The following is an 18,726-nucleotide window of genomic DNA, read 5'->3' on the forward strand; positions in this document are numbered from 1 at the left end:
CTCTCGTTGCTTCTGTAGGCAGGGCCAGGCCAGCGAACAAACAGTCCGTGCAAACCTGGCTGACCTGAAAGCCTGTGAGTTTGGTTTTTGAGCGGATGAATTACGGATAATCCAGCGTAAAAGTGGAGGTCACGGTGTAGGGACCATGGCCAATGGTCTGATCCCGGATGGCATTCGGCTCACCCTGGACGTAGGCCTTGAGCTCGATGACATTGCTGCCATCACTCAACACCTGTTCGTCGCTGACGGTATTGAGCGGCAAAGGCTTATTGCCCGGTGTCTCGATGCCCACGCCAATACCCGAGGCGCCACTCCCGGCATCCAGCGCAAGCAGCCCGGGCAGCGCCGGGTTTTCCCGGCCGCCGAAGGTGATGGTGACGGTGTTGCCGACCGTGGTGTTGCAATCTTCCAGGTGCAGCTTGAAACCCTTGCCCTGGGAGCGCGTGTTGATATACAGGTGCTTGCTGGTCAGGTCCCAGAGTTCCAGGGTGATTGCCTCGTCGCCGGGGCGGATAGTGCAGGCTTCTTCAACCAGGTTGCCCTTTATGCGCAGGTTGTCTGCCGCCAGCCCCTTGGGGATCAGGCCGACGCTGAGCAGCAAGGCCAGCCCGGCCCTTGGCCATCCTTTATGCATCATTTCATGTCCCATGGACGGATCTCCTACTCGTATTCGGCCAACAGCGTGGCCACCGCCGTAAACCTTGCGGGGGGCAGGGTGGCCCCCGGCTGTTTGACGGGCACCACCTCCAGGGCCGGTGGCGACGACAGGGTGATGTCCAGTGGCGTGTTGAGTAGAAACGGTTGGTCATTCTGCAAGAGCCGAATGCCCAGCGCAGGCACACTGGTTTGCAGGGCGGCGGCGTCAAAGCCTGTGGGTGTGCCGTTGACACTCAGCCTCAGTACCCATGGCAGTGTGGCGGGGGCACAACTGATGGTGTAGCCGACCCCTCGACGGTATTTCACACCGTCGACCCGCTTGACCCCGACATCCCCAAAATCCACTTCAATGGTGTTACCTGCATCAATCGTGCAGGGTGGCGGTTCGTTCAGTGTTCCGCTGAAGGTCAGGTTGGCCGACGCACTGCTGCAAAGGCCGATGGAACACAAGGCGAACAACGCTCGCTGCTGCCAACAGGTCATGGATCGCTCCTCTTCATTGGTACTCGATGACAAGGGTGGCGGCGGCATCAAATGCCCCTCCTGTCAGACGGCTGCCCGCACGCTTGACAGGCACCGCCTGCACGATCGGAAAGTTTGGATAGGTAAACCTCACGGCCGTATTCAGAGGCCAGTCGGCGCCATTGGCGAACAGCTTTACCCCTAGGTCCGTCTTGCGGGTCACCAGTACGCGACTGTCAAACGCAGCGGCGGTGCCCTTGAGTTCCAGGGTCATGGCGTTGCTGAAGGGCGAGTCGCATGTCACGGTATAAGGCACGTCTCGACGGTAGTTGACCCCGTCAACCCGTGATGTCAGAAGGTCATTGCCAAAAGGCACATCGAGCGTGCTCCCGCTGTTAATGACACACGGCGGAGGGGCGATGATTTGCGCCCGGATGATCAGATTGGTATCGGCCGCCACTCCCTGGCTGACCGCCCACAGCAGGCTGCCAGCCAGAATGGCCTGTGCGCCGGTTGCCTTAGCCATTGCTTTACCCTTAATCATAATTGAGCCTGAAATCCACCACGGCGCGAAATGCCCCGCTGGTCAGCGGCGCCGAGGTGCGCGTAGGCTGCACATGCCACGTGCGGGTACTGCTGCCCAAGGCCAAAAACAGTGGTTCGCCCCGTGAGCCCAGCTGTACATCGCGGCCCAGGGCATCGGTCAGGCGCAGGCCCATCCCGGTGATGCCCTGCACTTTGACCAGCCGTGGATCGTCGGCATCGGCGGGGGCGACAAAGGCCACCGACAGCACCGGTTGAAAGGCACTCCACGCCAGGTTCCCCGTACGTTCGCTGCGGATGCCGCCTGCGGTGCGATGGCAATCGCTGAACCGCAGCTGGAAAGCCACCGCGGTTGCCTGGTCGCCGGGGCGTTGCAGCTGGCTGGTCGAGACCGCACCCAGGTCAATGGTTTGATGCAGCGAGGCCATCTCCAGGCTGCAAGGGGTTTCATGCATGGCCCCGCTGATGTTCAGCAGGCCATTCATGCCCTCGATATCATCCTCGGCGTGTACGCCTCCCACACAGGCCAGCAACAAGCCGCCCAAGATCTTCACCGTATGCAACTTCATGATGTTCTCCCGCAGCAGGCGCTACTCATTGGGCGGTGCCGCTTGTGCGTTGACCTTGCAGGTCTCGCCACTGCAGGTGAAGGCCAGCAGTGGGCGCCCACCGTAATCATTGACGTAGGATAAATAGGGCGTTGTGCCGAGTGTCTCGGCCGATGGCCCCAGCGTCAGCGCGCCTTTGGGCGGCACCATCAAGGGCTCGAAGCCCGGCACGGTTTTGCCGTCCTTGCTGCTGCGCGCATCCACCAGGGTCACGTAGTAAGGCGTCGGGTTGTTTACCTGGTAGTGGGGGCCTTTGCGGGTCAGGGTCAGCTTTTCCTGCCAGGGGGTGGACAAGTCTTGCTGGCTTGGGGCAATGGCTTGCGGTCGGTAGAACAGTTTGATCCGGGTCTGCAGGGCAATTTGCAGGGTGTTGGACTTGTCGCTGCGCGGCGGGATTTCCCTCAAGTTGAAGTAGTAGACCGTCTCGCGATCCTGCGGCAGCGATTTGGCCGCCGGCAGCGCCTGGACCTTGACCTGGCTTTGTTTGCCCGGCTCCAGGCGTTGAACCGGCGGGAGCACGATCAGGGGCGTGGTGATTTTTGTGCCCGCTTCATCCTCAATCCAGCCCTGCGCCAAATACGGTAACTGGGTGTTGTTATTTGTGATGTTGACGCTGGTGGCATCTTTGCCACCATCAAAAATCACTCGGGTACGATCCAGGCCGACAGCGGCGTATGCGCTATGGCTCAAGCCGACTGCCACCACGGCAAATGCCTGGAGGGTGAGGCGCGTGTTCAGCGTCATGAGGATGGGTTCTCCGTCTCGGTAGGCGTCCCGGTCAGCACCGCTGGCACGGGCAGGGATTGATCGGTGGCTGTCTTGCGGCAGCTCAATTGCAGGGCATCGGTCAAACCGTCCGTGGGCAACGTGACAGGGAGCGTGAGGACGCATTGTTCGACACCTCCCCAACTGACAACCATTTGCCCGCCGGCCTGTATGCCGCTCAGATAGACATTGCCGTCGTCATTCACAATGCCGGTGTCCTGCTGTTTCATGTTCTTGACCGTCGCGCCGAAGGGGGGTGAGTTGCCATCGTCCAGGCGCAGCACGGCCATGGCTTTTTCACCGGCAATCACGTCCAGTGATCGGTAACCGATCGCCCCTTCGGTCAAGGTCAGTTGCGTCACCGATTGAGTGGCCTCGACATTGCTCGGCAGGCTCTCCAGGTCAACGCTGGCGGCCGTACGCTGGTAGCTGCTGATATCGGCGATAACCGCCTTGCCGAAGGCGTTGCTGCGGGTGGGCGCGCCGTAACCGCGTACAGGCACATCGGGTACGCCGCCGGTATCGACCATCAGGCGGGTTCCGCCCGTGCTATGGGTGCGGTGCAGCGCGGCACCGTGGGAGGTAAGCGTGCCACCGCCCCGCGCCGACACACTGAGGCTACTGTTGCCGGTTTGCTGGCTGGCGCTCAGGTCGATATCGGCCTGGTCCCCCATATGGCTCAGATAGCCGCTGGCTGAGTTGTCACTGGCCCGCAGTTGGTAGCTATTGCGCGCATCCAGGCGATCGCTGAAGCGCGTTGAAAAACTGTTATCGCCTGCGCCCTGATAGGCATCCAGCGACAGTGTGCCGGTGCGCCCCAATGGCAGGCTGACCGTCAGCGCCGCGCCGTTATCCTTATAGTTGTATTCCTGCGTGCGGAAGACATTCAGGGACAGGCTCATGTTTTTCACAGTGCCCACATCAAAGTAGCGTGACACCGACATGTTCCAGCGCTGGGTCTGTGGCCGATCCCAGTACGTTTGTTTGTTATAGCTGGCGTAGACGGTGGTGCCCAGGTCGCGAAACTGCTTGTTTACCGTCGCGGTATACAGGGCTTTGTTGCCGCCGATCGGCCTCACATCATCAATGGGCTCGCCGTTCTCGTTGTATCCCCCGCGCCCGCCGAGCTCGCCGTTCAAACCGTAGTGCCGGGCATTGAGGTATTCACTCATGCTCAGGAAGTTCCTTTCGGAAAACCGGTAGCCGGCGAAGGTGATTTGGCTGTCGTACTGTTCAAAGTGCTTGGAGTATTGGAGACGGTAGGATTTGCCTGAGAGCCTCTCGTTCCACACGCTGGCCTGGGATTGTGTAACGTCCAGCGAGAGGGCGCCGAACGCCAGCAGGTCACGACCGGCGCCGACGGACAGCGCGCGGTAGTTGTTATCCGTGATCCCGCCGCCAAACAGCGACCAGCCATTGCTGACCCCCCAGGAGAACTCGCCGGTCGCGAACACGTCACCCTCGGCGCCGTACTGCAGGTTGGACGGTTGCCCCGTCGCTAGCTTGTAACGCACATGCCCGGGGCGCGTCAGGTAAGGGACGCCTGCGGTATCGATCTGGAAGCTGTGCACCGTACCGTCCTGTTCTTCCACCCGCACATCCAGCGTGCCCGACACGGCGTCATTAAGGTCCTGGATGCGAAAGGGGCCTGCCGCTACCAGGGTTTCATACAGCACGCGCCCTTGCTGACTGACCACGACCCGTGCATTGGTCTTGGCCACCCCGACGACTTCCGGGGCATAGCCACGCAAGTTGGGTGGCAGTTGGCTTTCATCGGAATTGAGCGCGGCGCCGGTAAAGCGGAAGCTGTCGAACAGGTCCGAATACAGATAGTTCTCGCCCACCACCAGGCGCGCCTTCAGCGCAGGGATTGCGCGGTAGGCGTAGTAACGGGTCCAGTCCAGCTTGCGGTCCTGGGCGACACCCTCATTGGCGCGCTCGAAACGTCCCTGCCAGTCTGCCCTGAGGCGCCAGGCCCCGGCATTGGCCCCGAGCGTGCCGTTGCCGCTGAGGTTATTGCGGTTGCCGCCGTCCTTTTGATAGTTGGATTGCGCGGTAAGGCTGTAGTCGACCAACAGCCCCGGCACGCCCTCATCCCAACGCGAGGGCGGGTCCCAGTTGATGTCGCTGTATTCGAGATAGGCCTGGGGGAGGTTGATATTCAGGGTGGAGGTGGCCAGGTCGCCACTGACCTCCATGCCAGGCAACCCCTGGATATCCAGGCACTGCCCGTTTTTCCACCAGGTGAGTTTTGCCGTGCTGGATGCCTTGAGGCCCAGTTGTTCCACGAGCTCAGGGGATAAACAAGCCTGGCTGCCTTTGGGATCATGGTCCGGGGGGTAGAACGCCACCGATTGTTCGGCAGTCGGCTGGGCGTTTATCTGCACGACCATCGAGTAGGTGCCAGGCAGAATGAAGCCGCTGCGCGCAAACTGAGACAAGTCAATATTGGTGCGATCATTCAGATCAAGAACGTCAGTATTGAACTCGATATCCCCGGCGCTCATGGCCGTACCAGCCAGTGACATCAACCCGCTGAACAGGCTGGGACGCAGCGCATATTTGACCTTCGACGTATTCAACATGAAAAAGCAACTCATCAATGTTCAAAAGTATTCCAACTTGAACCGCACGGCGGCACCGTGAGCACCAGGCATCAGCGGCAGCCCGTTGCCTACCAGGCGAAGCGTGTAGTGAAGTGTCATGTCGCCTTCGACCAATGGAAGCAGGGGCATCGGTTCACCCGGGACGCTCTCCTGGCCGGCGGCATCCCAGATATGCAGGGCTACCCCCTGCGAGCCGCCAAAAGCCGCAAACGAGCGACCGTCCCTGTCGCGAGGGCCGTCAAAGGTCACTTGCAGGTGCTGCCAATCAGGCAGGTTTACATCCGGGCGTGATGGGTCAGGGCGAGTCAGCGAACAATTGACCAGGCGCAACTGGAAGGGATGGGGGTCTCCTATGGCATTGCGCAACAGCCGGCCTATGGGTTCAGGGCGCATCTCGATGGTTTGATCGGCACTGACCAGCTCCAGCCCGCAAGCCGAGTCAATGATTTCTCCTCCCAGTGTGACGAGCCCATCGCCTTGCGCCGGGGTATCTGCGGCCACCCAGGGGCTGATGAACAGCATCAATGAAGAGGTGACGGCGAAACTTATAATTGTTTTCACCTGTATCTCCCGCCAGCGTCCCCCGCCACCTGAAGTGGCGGGGGGCGGTACTTACTGATAGGCCAAGGTGAAGTTGGTGACCGCGCTGAAATCGCCAGGCTCAATCGTGCCGGTGGCGGCGCCTTGCACATACGCGCCAAACTCCAGTGTGTTATCACCGACGGAAATGGCTTGCGGGGTTGTTGCGACCCCCAGTTCAATGGGCTGGCTGCCATGGGTCATCATGATGCCAATGCCACCCGCGCTGCCTACAGTGCCCAGTGCACCTGGAACCACACTGGAGGGCGCACCGGTGAACGTAGTGGTCACGGTGTTATCGGTAAGGCCGGTCAAATCGCAGCCTTCAAGTTCTATCAGTACGCGTCGGGCTTCAGATTTACCTCCGGTCTGCAATTGATGTTTTGCGATCGCGCCAAGGTGAACGCTTTGATCTACGGACTCAGGCTTGATAGAGCACGCGCCCGAGTGGACAGACCCCAAGAATGTAATTGTTCCATCTGCTGCATGCGCAGCGCCGATCGAGCCTGCGAACAACCCGATAGTTAATAGTGCGGTTTTAAATTTGTTTTTCATTTGCAGATGTCCATATGATAAAGGTCATTTAGGCGTCCGCTCGCAATAGTGCGAAGGACTTATTAAATAAGCGATTATGGTAAGTGCCGTTCAGTGTCCAGGTTTCAGCGGTTTGGCTTTCTCCTCCTATCAGGTATCGAAACTTGCGACTTGGGGCGCTACTTTTTATGGCGCCGCCCCTGATCGCCTGGCAGGCCGGAAAGGGCCAGCCAGTCGGCTCTATCACCTCAAGGGTGGCTTGCAGAAAACTCAATCGAGTTCAGTGCAGTCCAATTTTTTCAATTACGTGTATTGCAATTGAGGAGCACGTTCGAGGCGGTGCAATTATTGGGCTAGCGCTTTTTGTAAGAAAGTCGTCCGGTTCTCTTGGTTGTGTAGTCTTGTAATACTGAAGTGCATAGGAAAGTTGTGGCAATTTGCCAAAACTTGAGAAGCGGCCGTAAGAATTGGGCTACATATGGCTTGAGGGAGGGAGTAAAGGCTGTTGTAAGCGTAGGACTAAAATTTGTGGAAGGCACGCGTATTTATTGCGTTTAGGCAACTAACGTATCGGCCAGGGAATGAACTTTTTCGTTCTTCCGGCGCGCTGCGCGACGTTAGCGCCAAGGTGATGGCGGGTAGGGGGGCACAAAAAAGCCCCGATCATCGGGGCCTTCATGCATGGGCAATCGCGGGGTCTTATTTGCCCTTGGGCCTTTTGCTCGACGCGTGACCGGCTTCGTCTACAAACACTTCAGCGACCGCAATCGCCTGGCTTTCGGTCGCGAATACCCCGGCGACGCTGTCGCCGTGAAAATTGATCAGGTGCCAGCCGTCTGCTCGCTTGGTGATCAGGTAGCCGTTTACGCCTTTGGGTTCTGACATCGATTAACAATCTCGTGGTCTGGTTCAAGCAGGCAATGATAGCGCCAAATGCCATGAGGGCGCGCAAGTTGTTGCAGGTCAGTGCCGAACCCCATAAAGCGTGCTAAAAAGGATGTGGCCCTTTGAAACCGGGGCGCCCTGGATATTTCCCGGAGCCGTTGGGCGTGCTTGTTTGAACGTGGGCGGAACTTACATCGAGATTTTTTCTCTATGTTGACATCGCAATGCCAGCAGCGCCCATTGTAAGGTGGCTGCGGCCTGATTAGACTGCGCCGAATTTCGTACGCACAGCCCTTATTAAGGACTTTTATGATCAAGAAATGCTTGTTCCCAGCAGCCGGTTACGGTACTCGCTTCCTGCCAGCGACCAAGGCCATGCCTAAAGAAATGCTGCCGGTGGTAAACAAGCCACTGATCCAGTACGGCGTCGAAGAGGCACTGGATGCCGGCCTGAACGAAATCTCCATCGTGACCGGGCGCGGCAAACGCGCCCTGGAAGACCACTTCGACATCAGCTATGAGCTGGAAAACCAGATCAAGGGCACCGACAAGGAAAAATACCTGGTCGGTATCCGCAAGCTGCTCGACGAGTGCTCGTTCTCCTACACCCGTCAAACCCAGATGAAAGGCCTGGGCCATGCCATCCTCACCGGTCGCCCATTGATCGGCGACGAGCCGTTTGCCGTGGTCCTGGCGGACGACCTGTGCGTGAACCTGGAAGGCGACGGCGTCTTGACCCAGATGGTCAAGCTCTACCAGAAATACCGCTGCACCATCGTTGCGGTGCAGGAAGTCGACCCTTCGGAAACCAACAAGTACGGCGTGATCGCGGGTGACGACATTGGCGATGGCCTGATTCGCGTGCGCGACATGGTCGAGAAGCCGGCACCGGAAGATGCCCCGTCGAACCTGGCGATCATCGGTCGCTATATCCTGACCCCGGATATCTTCAAGCTGATCGAAGAAACCGAGCCAGGCAAGGGCGGCGAAATCCAGATTACCGACGCTTTGTTGAAGCAGGCCAAGGACGGTTGCGTCATTGCCTACAAGTTCAAAGGGCGTCGTTTTGACTGTGGTGGCGCTGAAGGCTACATCGAGGCGACCAATTTCTGCTACGAGCACTTCTACAAGACTGGCAAGGCTTATTGATTCAAGCCTGGCCTGTTGAGTCTCAAGAAAGCCACCTTCGGGTGGCTTTCTGGTTTTTTGGCTGCAAGCGGGTATTCTGATGCCCTGCCGAGGAGAGTGAAATGGCCTACGATTTTGATCTTTATGTGATTGGCGCCGGTTCTGGTGGCGTACGGGCGGCACGCTTTGCCGCAGGGTTTGGCGCGAAGGTGGCCGTGGCGGAAAGCCGCTACCTGGGCGGGACGTGTGTCAATGTGGGGTGTGTGCCGAAAAAACTGCTGGTCTATGGCGCACACTTTGCCGAAGACTTCGAGCAGGCCAGCGGTTTTGGCTGGTCCCTGGGCGAGGCGGACTTTGATTGGGCGACACTGATCGCCAACAAGGACCGCGAGATCAATCGCCTCAACGGTATCTACCGCAACTTGCTGGTCAACAGTGGTGTGACCCTGCATGAGGGCCATGCGCGCCTGACCGGGCCCCACGAGGTCGAGATCAATGGCCAGCGCTTCACCGCCAAGCACATCCTGATCGCCACTGGCGGCTGGCCGCAGATCCCCGAGATTCCCGGGCATGAGCACGCCATTGGCTCCAATGAGGCGTTCTTCCTTAAAGAACTGCCCAAGCGTGTGCTGGTGGTGGGTGGCGGTTATATCGCGGTGGAGTTTGCCGGGATTTTCCATGGCCTGGGTGCACAGACTTCGTTGCTGTATCGCGGCGACCTGTTCCTGCGTGGCTTCGATGGCGCGGTGCGCAAGCACTTGCAGGAAGAGCTGACCAAGCGCGGCCTGGACCTGCAATTCAACGCCGATATCGCACGCATCGACAAGCAGGCCGATGGCAGCCTCAAGGCCACCCTGAAAGACGGTCGTGTACTGGAAGCCGATTGCGTGTTCTATGCCACCGGCCGGCGTCCGATGCTGGACAACCTGGGCCTGGAACACACCGGGGTCAAGCTGGACACGCGTGGCTTTGTCGAGGTTGACGAGCTGTACCAGACTGCCGAGTCGTCGATCCTGGCCATTGGTGATGTGATTGGGCGCGTGCAGCTGACGCCCGTGGCCTTGGCTGAAGGCATGGCCGTGGCGCGGCGCCTGTTCCAGCCTGAGCAATACCGCCCGGTGGACTACGCGATGATCCCGACGGCGGTGTTCAGCTTGCCGAATATCGGCACCGTGGGCCTGAGCGAAGAGCAGGCCCGGGCCGATGGGCATAACGTGCAGGTCTTTGAAAGCCGTTTCCGGCCGATGAAGCTGACCCTGACCGAGTGCCAGGAGCGTACGCTGATGAAGCTGGTGGTCGATGCCGACACCAACAAGGTGCTGGGTTGTCACATGGTCGGGCCAGATGCGGGCGAGATCATCCAGGGCCTGGCGATCGCCCTCAAGGCGGGGGCGACCAAGCAGCATTTCGACGAGACCATCGGCGTGCACCCGACAGCGGCGGAAGAGTTCGTCACCATGCGCACGCCAGTGGCTGGTTGATCAGGGGTTGGCTGTTGCCTCTGGCGCCGTTGCAACGACGCCAGCCAGGCGCAGCGCCTCGATGGTGGCCTGGGCCTTGATCAGGTCCAGTTCCACGGCTTTGTGGGCGTGCTGCTGTGTTGTCAGTGCGTCCTGGCGTGACTGGCTGTCCTGCACGGCAACCCGCAGACGCTCCTGGAGCAGGGTGCGTTCGCTATCAATCAGGCTCAATTGTTCGCTCAGCTTGAGTTGCTGGGCCTGATCCTTACGGCTTTGCTCCTGCAGGGCAGTCAATTCCTTCGCCGTAACCCGGTGTTCAATCAATAGCCGCTCATTGTCGCGATGCAGTTGGGTGATCTCGTCCTGGCGCACCATGGCGCTCTGCTGGGCCTGGCGTAATTCGGCCTGCAACTGTTGCAACTGGCCTTCATGGCGGCGCTGCTCCTGCTCGCGTTGGTCCTTGATGGCATTGCGATAGTGCTCAAGGGCCTCGCGGGCGTGTAGGTGCTTTTCTTCCAGCGAACGAATCTGTTCGTCCTTGTCCGAGAGCCGTAGCTCGTAGTCGCTGCACGCCTGGCTGAGCCCGGCGTTACGGGTTTGCTCGGTCTGCAGGCTGGTGCTGGCGGTTTGCAGGGCGGCGCTTTCTTCTGCCAGGGCTGCGCCCTGGATATCAAATTGCTGCTGGAGTTGGCTGTGGGCTGCGGTAAGTGCCTCTACCTGGGCGAGCAGGGCGCTTTTCTGTTGCTCGAACTGCGCCAGGGCCAGGTCGATGGGCTCCTGGGCCTTCTCTTTCAGGCGTTGGGCCAGGCGCGCCACCAGTTCGCCCAACTCGTCGTCGAGCGGCGCTTCGGTAATGCTGAGGCGAGTTTCGCTCTCGTCCAGCTCCTTCAGATAGCGGTGGATGGTGGTTTTCGAGCCGGTATTGCCCATCTCGATGCGCACGGCGTCGATGCTGGGGTTTTCGCCGCGGGCGAGGATTGCCAGGCGTGCCGTTTGAACTACTGCTTTGTTGATGCCGCCGCGAGCCATGGCGTCTCCGTCGATTTAGTACTGTGGTATGTATTATGTATTTACGTACTGTATCACGAACTAAAATACGTTGAAAATCATGATTAAACAAATGGGGTATTGGCGTATTATCCCGTGTGAAGACCCCTTTGGCGCAGATCCAGCCCTATGATCCGTACACCACCCCCTTGCCAGCGATCGCGGTATGAGTGAGCTAGACCGTTACCTGAACGCCGCCACCCGCGATAACACTCGCCGTAGCTATCGCGCCGCCATCGAGCACTTTGAAGTGATCTGGGGTGGTTTCCTGCCGGCCACCAGTGACAGCGTGGCGCGATACCTGGTGGCCTATGCCGGGGTGCTCGCGGTCAATACGCTGAAACTGCGGCTCTCGGCGCTGGCGCAATGGCACACCAGCCAGGGTTTTCCCGATCCGACCAAGGCGCCGGTAGTGCGCAAGGTGCTCAAGGGCATCCGCGCCTTGCACCCGGCCCAGGAAAAACAGGCCGAACCCTTGCAGCTCCAGCATCTGGAGCAGGTGGTGGGCTGGCTTGAGCGCGAAGCCGAGCAGGCGCGGGCAGAGGGCGATCGACCGCGCTGGCTGCGTGCCAAGCGCGACACGGCCTTGATCTTGCTGGGCTTTTGGCGCGGCTTTCGCAGCGATGAGCTGTGCCGTTTGCAGATCGAGCATGTGCAGGCGGTGCCGGGCGCGGGCATTACCCTGTACCTGCCGCGCAGCAAGAGCGACCGCGAAAACCTCGGCCAGACCTACCAAACCCCGGCGCTGCTGCGCCTGTGCCCGGTGCAGGCTTACACCGAATGGCTGAGTGCTTCGGCCCTGGTGCGCGGCCCGCTGTTTCGCGGGATCGACCGCTGGGGCAACCTGGGCGAGGAGGGGTTGCATGCCAACAGCGTGATCCCGCTGCTGCGCCAGGCGCTGGAGCGGGCAGGCATTGCCGCCGAGCAGTACACCAGCCACTCCCTGCGCCGGGGCTTTGCCACCTGGGCCCATCGCAGCGGCTGGGATTTGAAGTCGTTGATGACGTATGTCGGCTGGAAGGACATGAAGTCCGCCATGCGCTATGTTGAAGCGACGCCCTTTCTTGGCATGACTCAGGCCCGCGACCCGCTGCTTTAGGATTTCTTCTATTAATACAGTCGGTTGATAGCCAAAACCAATCGGCAGCATCAGGTTTGCCAATGAGCCATCGACGATGAGACTGGGTAGGATTCACCCATCAACTTACTAACCCCTGACGGAGAGTCAACGATGCCTATCATCAACAGCCAAGTAAAACCGTTCAAAGCCACCGCTTACAAAAACGGCAACTTCGTAGACGTGTCGGACGCTGACCTGAAAGGCAAGTGGTCTGTCGTGTTCTTCTACCCAGCCGACTTCACTTTTGTTTGCCCTACCGAGCTGGAAGACCTGGCTGACAACTACGCCGAATTCCAGAAACTGGGCGTCGAGATCTACAGCGTTTCCACCGACACCCACTTTGCCCACGCGGCCTGGCACAACACCTCGCCAGCCATCGGCAAGATCCAGTACACCATGATCGGCGACCCAACCCTGACCATCTCCCGCAACTTCGACGTGCTGATCGAAGAAGCTGGCCTGGCAGACCGTGGCACCTTCGTGATCAACCCGGAAGGCCTGATCAAGATCGTTGAGCTGAACGATGGCGGCGTTGGCCGTGACGCTTCCGAGCTGCTGCGCAAAATCAAGGCGGCCCAGTACGTCGCTGCCCACCCGGGCGAAGTGTGCCCAGCCAAGTGGAAAGAAGGCGAGGCTACCCTGGCTCCGTCCCTGGACCTGGTCGGCAAGATCTAAGCCTGTGAAGTATCAAGGGCGGATGACCGCACCTTAAGTAAGCCGCACCGCCCTCAAAAACGCCCGGGCGAGATTCGCTCGGGCGTTTTTTTTTACCGAATTGATTTGAAATAGGAAATCGCCCGTATGTTGGACGCCAATCTTAAAGCTCAGTTGAAGTCATACCTGGAACGGGTCACCCAGCCGATCGAGATCGTCGCCTCCCTCGACGACGGTGCGAAATCCCAGGAAATGCTTGCTCTTTTGCAGGACGTAACCAGCCTCTCCACGCTGATTACCCTGAAAACCGATGGCAATGATGGGCGCAAGCCGTCGTTCTCCATCAACCGCCCGGGTGCTGATATCAGCCTGCGTTTTGCCGGCATCCCCATGGGGCATGAATTCACTTCGTTGGTGCTGGCCCTGCTGCAAGTCGGTGGCCACCCGTCGAAGGCCAGTGTCGAAGTGATTGAACAGATCCGTAGCCTTAAAGGTGAGTTCAGCTTCGAGACTTACTTCTCGCTGTCCTGCCAGAACTGTCCAGACGTGGTCCAGGCACTGAACCTGATGGCCGTGCTCAACCCGAACATCCGCCACGTTGCTATCGATGGCGCACTGTTCCAGGCTGAAGTCGACGAGCGCCAGGTCATGGCGGTGCCCAGCGTCTACCTCAACGGCGTGAACTTCGGCCAGGGCCGCATGGGCCTGGAAGAGATCCTCGCCAAGCTCGATACCAGCGGTATCGAAAAAGCCGCCGAGAAAATCAGCGCCAAGGACGCCTTCGATGTACTGGTTGTCGGGGGTGGCCCGGCCGGTTCGGCGGCTGCGATCTATGCCGCACGCAAAGGTATCCGCACCGGTGTGGCCGCCGAGCGTTTTGGTGGGCAAGTGCTGGACACCATGTCCATCGAGAACTTTATCTCGGTACAGGAAACCGAAGGCCCGAAACTGGCCGGCGCCCTGGAAGCCCACGTGCGTCAGTACGACGTGGACATCATGAACCTGCAGCGCGCCAGCAGCCTGGTCCCGGCGAAAAATCCCGGCGAGCTGCACGAAATTCGCTTTGAAAGCGGTGCGACCCTCAAGTCCAAGACCGTGATCCTGGCCACCGGTGCGCGCTGGCGCGAAATGGGTGTGCCGGGCGAGCAGGAATACAAGGCCAAGGGCGTATGCTTCTGCCCGCACTGCGACGGCCCACTGTTCAAGGGCAAGCGAGTGGCGGTGATCGGCGGCGGTAACTCCGGCGTTGAAGCGGCCATCGACCTGGCCGGTATTGTCAGCCACGTGACCTTGCTGGAGTTCGACAGCAAGTTGCGCGCCGACGCGGTGTTGCAGCGCAAGCTCTACAGCCTGCCGAACGTTGACGTGATTACCAGTGCGTTGACCAGTGAAGTGAAAGGCGATGGCCAGAAAGTCACCGGCCTGGCCTATAAGGACCGCGATACCGGCGAGTTCAAGACCATCGACCTGGAAGGTATCTTTGTGCAGATCGGTTTGCTGCCCAACACCGATTGGCTCAAAGGCACCGTGGAGCTGTCGCCCCGTGGCGAGATCATTGTCGATGCCCGTGGCGAGACATCACTGCCCGGCGTGTTTGCCGCCGGTGACGTAACCACGGTGCCGTACAAGCAGATTGTGATTGCGGTGGGCGAGGGCGCCAAGGCTTCCCTGAGTGCTTTTGATCACCTGATCCGGGCGTAAGGCCCGATGCTGATCATTCCCACGCTCTGCGTGGGAATGCCTCCCATGACGCTGCGCGTCACCCGGCCCGCTTACAGCGGCGCTGGCTGGATGATCTCGACCCAGTACGCATCCGGGTCCTTGATAAACGCCAGGCTTTTCATGCGCCCATCCGTCAGGCGCTTCTGGAAATCACAGCCCAACGCTTCAAACCGCTCGCAGGCCGCGACGATATCCGGCACCGAAATGCAGATATGGCCAAAACCGCGCGGGTCGGTGTTGCCATTGTGGTAGGCGAAGTCGGCATCGTTTTCGCTGCCGTGGTTATGGGTCAGTTCCAGGATGCCGGGGATCGACTTCATCCATTGGGTGCGTTCGGCGGCATCGGCCGGAATTTGCGCCTTGTCGACCAAGGCGAGGAAGTACAGGCTGAATTCGGCTTCCGGGAAGTCGCGTTTCTCAACCAGGGAAAACCCCAGGACGCGGGTGTAGAAGTCCAGGGACTTGGTGATGTCCTTGACCCGCAGCATGGTGTGGTTGAACACGAAGTTCGCCGTGGCGGTGTCGGGTTGGGCGGTGACGCCCGGGAAGTTGTTCAATTCGTGCAGGCTCATGGGCCCTCCAGAAAAAATGGGGCAGGCGCCGCTCGTGACTTGAGCGGTCCCTTTGGCTTGCGGCTGGCAGGTATCCGTACAGCCGGGCCATGATACGCAAGCCGCGCAGGCCGCGCCAAATGAAAAACTCACACGGGCCTTGCGAGCATCCTGTGCCCAGGCTCAAACTTTGCGGCTTGAACTTCGAGTGTTTTTCGCAATGAGCCGATCGAACAAAGCGTTGTTGAGCACCTTGTGCCTGATCTTGGGCAGCACTGCTGTTTGGGCGGCAGACCCCGAAATTCATTGGCCCAGCGGCTGGCAGGTGGAGGAAGTGGTGCCGGATGCCGATGCACCGGCCACGCCGTCGCCGGTCTCTCGCCAGCGTGCGATAAAGAACGATGAAAACGGCGAGACGCTAATGGTCATGGAGCTGACGGGGACACCGATCGAACCTGGGCATGTGGTCAATCTGCAAGGTGTGCTGCTGGAGATGCGCAAGTCCATCCAGAAGGACTTTGCCCGCAGTGGTTATCAAAGTGTCTGCAACAAGATGCACTCGACCACCTTAAGTCGTCTTGAGGCGCTGGAAACTACCTGTGTCGTTACCGAGAACGGCCGGCATGTGCTTTCGCAAACACTGGTGGGTGCTGTTGATGTGAATAAGGCCTATGTTTTTTCATACGCCGGACAAGCTGATGCTTATGAGTCGAGCAAGGAAGAAGTCCGCGCGGTACGCGCAAGCTTGAAACTTTGATGAGCAAAGGCTAGATGCCTGGCTTGGCTGCGTGATGAACAGTGCATAACTATAAGGCATTGGCACTCAGTGCCCGGTGGTCAAATGTGTGCCCAGTGGAATGTATTGCAAAGTTCACTTTCGCGAGCGCCGGGGTTTCAAACCCAGGCACCAAAACAAAAAAAGCCCCGCGTCTGCGGGGTTTTTTATTAGTGCGCTGGTATTAGCCGCGAAGCCAGGAATCTACAGTGGCTGCGCCATACTGTTCTTTCCAGGCCTTCAAGCCGCGGTGGTTACCGCCCTTGGTTTCAATCAGTTCACCGGTGTGCGGGTTGTGATACACCTTGACTACGCGGGCACGGCGGGTTTTGGGGGCGGGCGCTACCTGGATCCCCGATTTGCCTGGGTTTGGATCAAGGATGGAAATGATGTCGCGCAGGCTCTTACCGTAGGTTTTCATCAGGCCTTGAAGTTTTTCTTCAAATTCGATTTCTTTCTTCAGGCCAGCGTCGTTCTTCAGGGATTCCAGCTGGGCGAGCTGTTCTTGAAGGGCTTTTTCTGCTGCACGAAATTCGGCGAGTCTGGACAAAATATTTACTCCAATAGTGTATTTGGCTGATACCAACTGCAAACAAAGCTATAAGCCAAGAGCCTCAGCGTGACTCGGTAAAAGTGGCTCTCCTGCCGATTCAGCGCAGGCAGGAAAAATTGTAGTAGTTAATGAGCCACGAGTAAATCATGTCTTTTGTATAAATAACAATATTTCATTGTGGCGCTAGATGGCCATTCAATGGCTGTGAAAAGATTTAATGAACGCGTCAAAAGGCTGCGGGCGACCAAACAGGTAGCCCTGCAAAAAGTCCACGCCTTGCGCCGCCAGATAATCGCGCTGTTCTTGTGTTTCCACGCCCTCTGCGACGATGCCCAAGTCAAGCTTGGCTGACAGTTCAATGATGCTGTCGAGTATATGCCGCGATAATGCATCGACCCCGATCATCGCGACAAAGCTTTGATCAATCTTCAAGTAGTCAACGTTGAAGTTGCGCAAATAAGCCAGGCTGGAGTGGCCGGTGCCGAAGTCATCAATGGCAATCAGCACCCCCAGTTCGTGCAGGGCCTGAAAGAGCTGGCGGGCCACGTCGGTGGGTTCGATCAATTCGCGTTCGGTCAGCTCCAGGGTCAACAGGACCTGGCCCGGGGTGAAGGCGGCAAGGAATTCGCGGCAGTCTTGTACCAGCGCCAAGTCCTGGCAATGCCTGGCCGTGATGTTGATGCCCACGTGAAAGTTACCGCCAAGGCGCCCGGCATGGGGGGCCAGTTGGGTGGCCGTCTGGCGCATCAAGGCCCGGGTCATTGGCACGATCAGGCCGCAGTGCTCGGCCAGGGGGATAAACAGATCCGGGCGTACCAGGCCCTCCTTCGGGTGGTTCCAGCGCATCAAAACTTCACAGCCGGCCCATTGCAGGCTGTCGCCGCGTACCACCGGTTGGTAGTACGGCACAAACTCGTTGGCATCCAGCGCCCGTTGCAGTTCATGGGTGGGCGCCGACGAGCGCTTTTGCAACCAGTGCGTCAACACCCCTGCCAATACGCCGAAAAACACCACCAGGCTGAACAGCGCCGGGTAGCGCGCTTCCATATAGCGCCAGACTTCACCCTCGGGCATGCCGGCTTCCACGCTGTAGGCATAGCGCTGGGAGGCGAGGTGCTGGTGGGCTACGGCAAACACCGGGGTGGCACTCTGTTGGACCTTCCCATCGCTGCCCAGCCAGTTGGGGCCGACCTGCAACACCAGGTCGGCGTAACGGCTGATCAGGCGCAGGGCGTTGGTCAGGTGGTAGCCGTCAATCGAAGCAAACGCGGCCTTGTCACCCTCAACGAGGCGATACACCAGCAGGGCGGTATCGGGGGTGACGGGGTTGCCATTCATCAACCACAGGCGACCGTTGACATAGTCGTCAGGGTTGACCGGTGACACGTAGGTGCTGCCGAACAGCGAGCTGCAATAAATGGTTTTTTTCCACGACAAGGTGGTCGCGCGGACAAAGGGCCGGCGGGTGACCTGCTCGCGCAGCGCCAGTTGCGCGGTGCTGTCGCAGTCCTTGCCCGCCAGGGGGAGCAGCGCCTGGGCGGCGAGGGCGGTGTTGTCGAGCATCAGGTCAAACTGGCGCACGGCCTCGACGGCCGTCTGCGCGGTGCTTTGTTCCAGGGTCCGTTCGGCCTGCAGGTGGAGGATGAGCACCCCGAGCAAAATCGGCAACAGCCCGCACAGTGTGGTGATCAAGTTGCGGGCGACGCGTTTTCGCGGGCCTTTGAGGGTCAGTGGCATGTGCGCAGCCTGTAGCGGAATAAGGGAGGCGCCTGGCAACGATTACAGGCGATGCGTCGGATATCAGCATGATAGTTGGCCTATGGGAAATAAGCCTGTTTCGGTGGGCTGACCTAGCCACTTAGCTAGTTGTGGATGTTTTTTAACCTTGCCAAACTTTGCAACATATTTTGACGATTAAAAGCCGCCTGGTCCATTGCGTTATTGTCTGGATTGATGGCAGCCCTAATAAGAGTATCAGCGGTCCTGTGCCCGGAACCGTTCGCCGCCTCGGGAAGAGGCGACGATTCAAGACCTGAAAACTTTTTGAATCAGCAAGCCCGAATCCTGCGGGTGGGCT

Annotated in this window: 19 protein-coding genes; 6 read left to right on the forward strand and 13 right to left on the reverse strand. The window is 59.1% G+C overall.

The genetic code is table 11. The features are described 5' to 3' along the window. Positions 1 to 100: 100 nt before the first annotated feature. The 9 genes from BLL38_RS00315 to BLL38_RS00355 form a co-directional block, all read right to left on the reverse strand. Positions 101 to 649: a fimbrial protein gene (locus BLL38_RS00315; protein ID WP_076960777.1), complete on the reverse strand. Its 549-nt coding sequence runs from the start codon at positions 647 to 649 to the stop codon at positions 101 to 103. Positions 650 to 660: 11 nt separating this feature from the next. Then, the gene (locus tag BLL38_RS00320; protein ID WP_076960778.1) at positions 661 to 1,140 is read right to left on the reverse strand and encodes a fimbrial protein; all 480 of its coding nucleotides are present in this window, start codon (positions 1,138 to 1,140) and stop codon (positions 661 to 663) included. Between the two features lie 13 nt (positions 1,141 to 1,153). Continuing rightward, entirely contained in the window at positions 1,154 to 1,645 is a 492-nt protein-coding gene (locus BLL38_RS00325; protein ID WP_076960779.1) for a fimbrial protein, read from the reverse strand. 10 nt (positions 1,646 to 1,655) lie between these two features. Beyond that, positions 1,656 to 2,231 carry a fimbrial protein gene (locus BLL38_RS00330; protein WP_076960780.1) on the reverse strand — a complete coding sequence of 192 codons (576 nt, stop codon included), beginning with the start codon at positions 2,229 to 2,231 and terminating at the stop codon, positions 1,656 to 1,658. 21 nt (positions 2,232 to 2,252) lie between these two features. Next, the gene (locus BLL38_RS00335; protein WP_076960781.1) at positions 2,253 to 3,014 is read right to left on the reverse strand and encodes a fimbria/pilus periplasmic chaperone; all 762 of its coding nucleotides are present in this window, start codon (positions 3,012 to 3,014) and stop codon (positions 2,253 to 2,255) included. Beyond that, positions 3,011 to 5,620: an outer membrane usher protein gene (locus tag BLL38_RS00340; protein WP_154220372.1), complete on the reverse strand. Its 2,610-nt coding sequence runs from the start codon at positions 5,618 to 5,620 to the stop codon at positions 3,011 to 3,013. The genes BLL38_RS00335 and BLL38_RS00340 overlap by 4 nt, the downstream gene beginning before the upstream one ends. A 21-nt stretch (positions 5,621 to 5,641) precedes the next feature. After that, entirely contained in the window at positions 5,642 to 6,202 is a 561-nt protein-coding gene (locus BLL38_RS00345) for a fimbrial protein (RefSeq protein WP_076960782.1), read from the reverse strand. Between the two features lie 51 nt (positions 6,203 to 6,253). Then, on the reverse strand, positions 6,254 to 6,775 hold the full coding sequence (locus tag BLL38_RS00350; protein ID WP_076960783.1) for a fimbrial protein: 522 nt from the start codon (positions 6,773 to 6,775) through the stop codon (positions 6,254 to 6,256). Positions 6,776 to 7,453: 678 nt separating this feature from the next. Continuing rightward, positions 7,454 to 7,639, reverse strand: a complete 186-nt coding sequence (locus BLL38_RS00355; protein ID WP_076960784.1) for a hypothetical protein — start codon at positions 7,637 to 7,639, stop codon at positions 7,454 to 7,456. A gap of 309 nt (positions 7,640 to 7,948) precedes the next feature. Here BLL38_RS00355 and galU point away from each other — a divergent pair, with 309 nt between their 5' ends. Together galU and gorA are read left to right on the forward strand one after the other, a co-directional pair. After that, positions 7,949 to 8,788 carry a UTP--glucose-1-phosphate uridylyltransferase GalU gene (gene galU, locus BLL38_RS00360; RefSeq protein ID WP_029294645.1) on the forward strand — a complete coding sequence of 280 codons (840 nt, stop codon included), beginning with the start codon at positions 7,949 to 7,951 and terminating at the stop codon, positions 8,786 to 8,788. A 101-nt stretch (positions 8,789 to 8,889) separates the two neighbouring features. Next, positions 8,890 to 10,248: a glutathione-disulfide reductase gene (gene gorA, locus BLL38_RS00365; RefSeq protein WP_076960785.1), complete on the forward strand. Its 1,359-nt coding sequence runs from the start codon at positions 8,890 to 8,892 to the stop codon at positions 10,246 to 10,248. Here gorA and BLL38_RS00370 read toward each other — a convergent pair whose 3' ends face one another. Continuing rightward, entirely contained in the window at positions 10,249 to 11,256 is a 1,008-nt protein-coding gene (locus BLL38_RS00370) for a DNA-binding protein (protein WP_076960786.1), read from the reverse strand. Positions 11,257 to 11,440: 184 nt separating this feature from the next. Here BLL38_RS00370 and BLL38_RS00375 point away from each other — a divergent pair, with 184 nt between their 5' ends. From BLL38_RS00375 to ahpF, 3 genes are all read left to right on the forward strand, one after another. Further along, a complete protein-coding gene (locus tag BLL38_RS00375) occupies positions 11,441 to 12,373 on the forward strand; it encodes a site-specific integrase (RefSeq protein ID WP_076960787.1) in 933 nt (310 codons plus the stop codon). 132 nt (positions 12,374 to 12,505) lie between these two features. Beyond that, on the forward strand, positions 12,506 to 13,069 hold the full coding sequence (gene ahpC, locus BLL38_RS00380) for an alkyl hydroperoxide reductase subunit C (protein ID WP_076960788.1): 564 nt from the start codon (positions 12,506 to 12,508) through the stop codon (positions 13,067 to 13,069). Positions 13,070 to 13,195: 126 nt separating this feature from the next. After that, complete coding sequence (gene ahpF / locus BLL38_RS00385; RefSeq protein ID WP_076960789.1) at positions 13,196 to 14,749, forward strand: alkyl hydroperoxide reductase subunit F; 1,554 nt, start codon at positions 13,196 to 13,198, stop codon at positions 14,747 to 14,749. 71 nt (positions 14,750 to 14,820) lie between these two features. Here the strand turns inward: ahpF and gloA are convergent, their stop codons facing one another. Next, on the reverse strand, positions 14,821 to 15,342 hold the full coding sequence (gene gloA / locus BLL38_RS00390; RefSeq protein WP_076960790.1) for a lactoylglutathione lyase: 522 nt from the start codon (positions 15,340 to 15,342) through the stop codon (positions 14,821 to 14,823). A 199-nt stretch (positions 15,343 to 15,541) separates the two neighbouring features. Here gloA and BLL38_RS00395 point away from each other — a divergent pair, with 199 nt between their 5' ends. Further along, positions 15,542 to 16,078: a DUF4946 domain-containing protein gene (locus tag BLL38_RS00395; RefSeq protein ID WP_076961127.1), complete on the forward strand. Its 537-nt coding sequence runs from the start codon at positions 15,542 to 15,544 to the stop codon at positions 16,076 to 16,078. Between the two features lie 202 nt (positions 16,079 to 16,280). Here BLL38_RS00395 and BLL38_RS00400 read toward each other — a convergent pair whose 3' ends face one another. Together BLL38_RS00400 and BLL38_RS00405 are read right to left on the reverse strand one after the other, a co-directional pair. Then, on the reverse strand, positions 16,281 to 16,646 hold the full coding sequence (locus BLL38_RS00400; protein WP_076960791.1) for a histone-like nucleoid-structuring protein, MvaT/MvaU family: 366 nt from the start codon (positions 16,644 to 16,646) through the stop codon (positions 16,281 to 16,283). A gap of 198 nt (positions 16,647 to 16,844) precedes the next feature. Beyond that, complete coding sequence (locus tag BLL38_RS00405) at positions 16,845 to 18,386, reverse strand: EAL domain-containing protein (RefSeq protein WP_076960792.1); 1,542 nt, start codon at positions 18,384 to 18,386, stop codon at positions 16,845 to 16,847. Positions 18,387 to 18,726: the final 340 nt, after the last annotated feature.

Origin of the sequence: Pseudomonas gessardii (assembly GCF_001983165.1) — a bacterium.
Lineage (GTDB): Bacteria > Pseudomonadota > Gammaproteobacteria > Pseudomonadales > Pseudomonadaceae > Aquipseudomonas > Aquipseudomonas gessardii.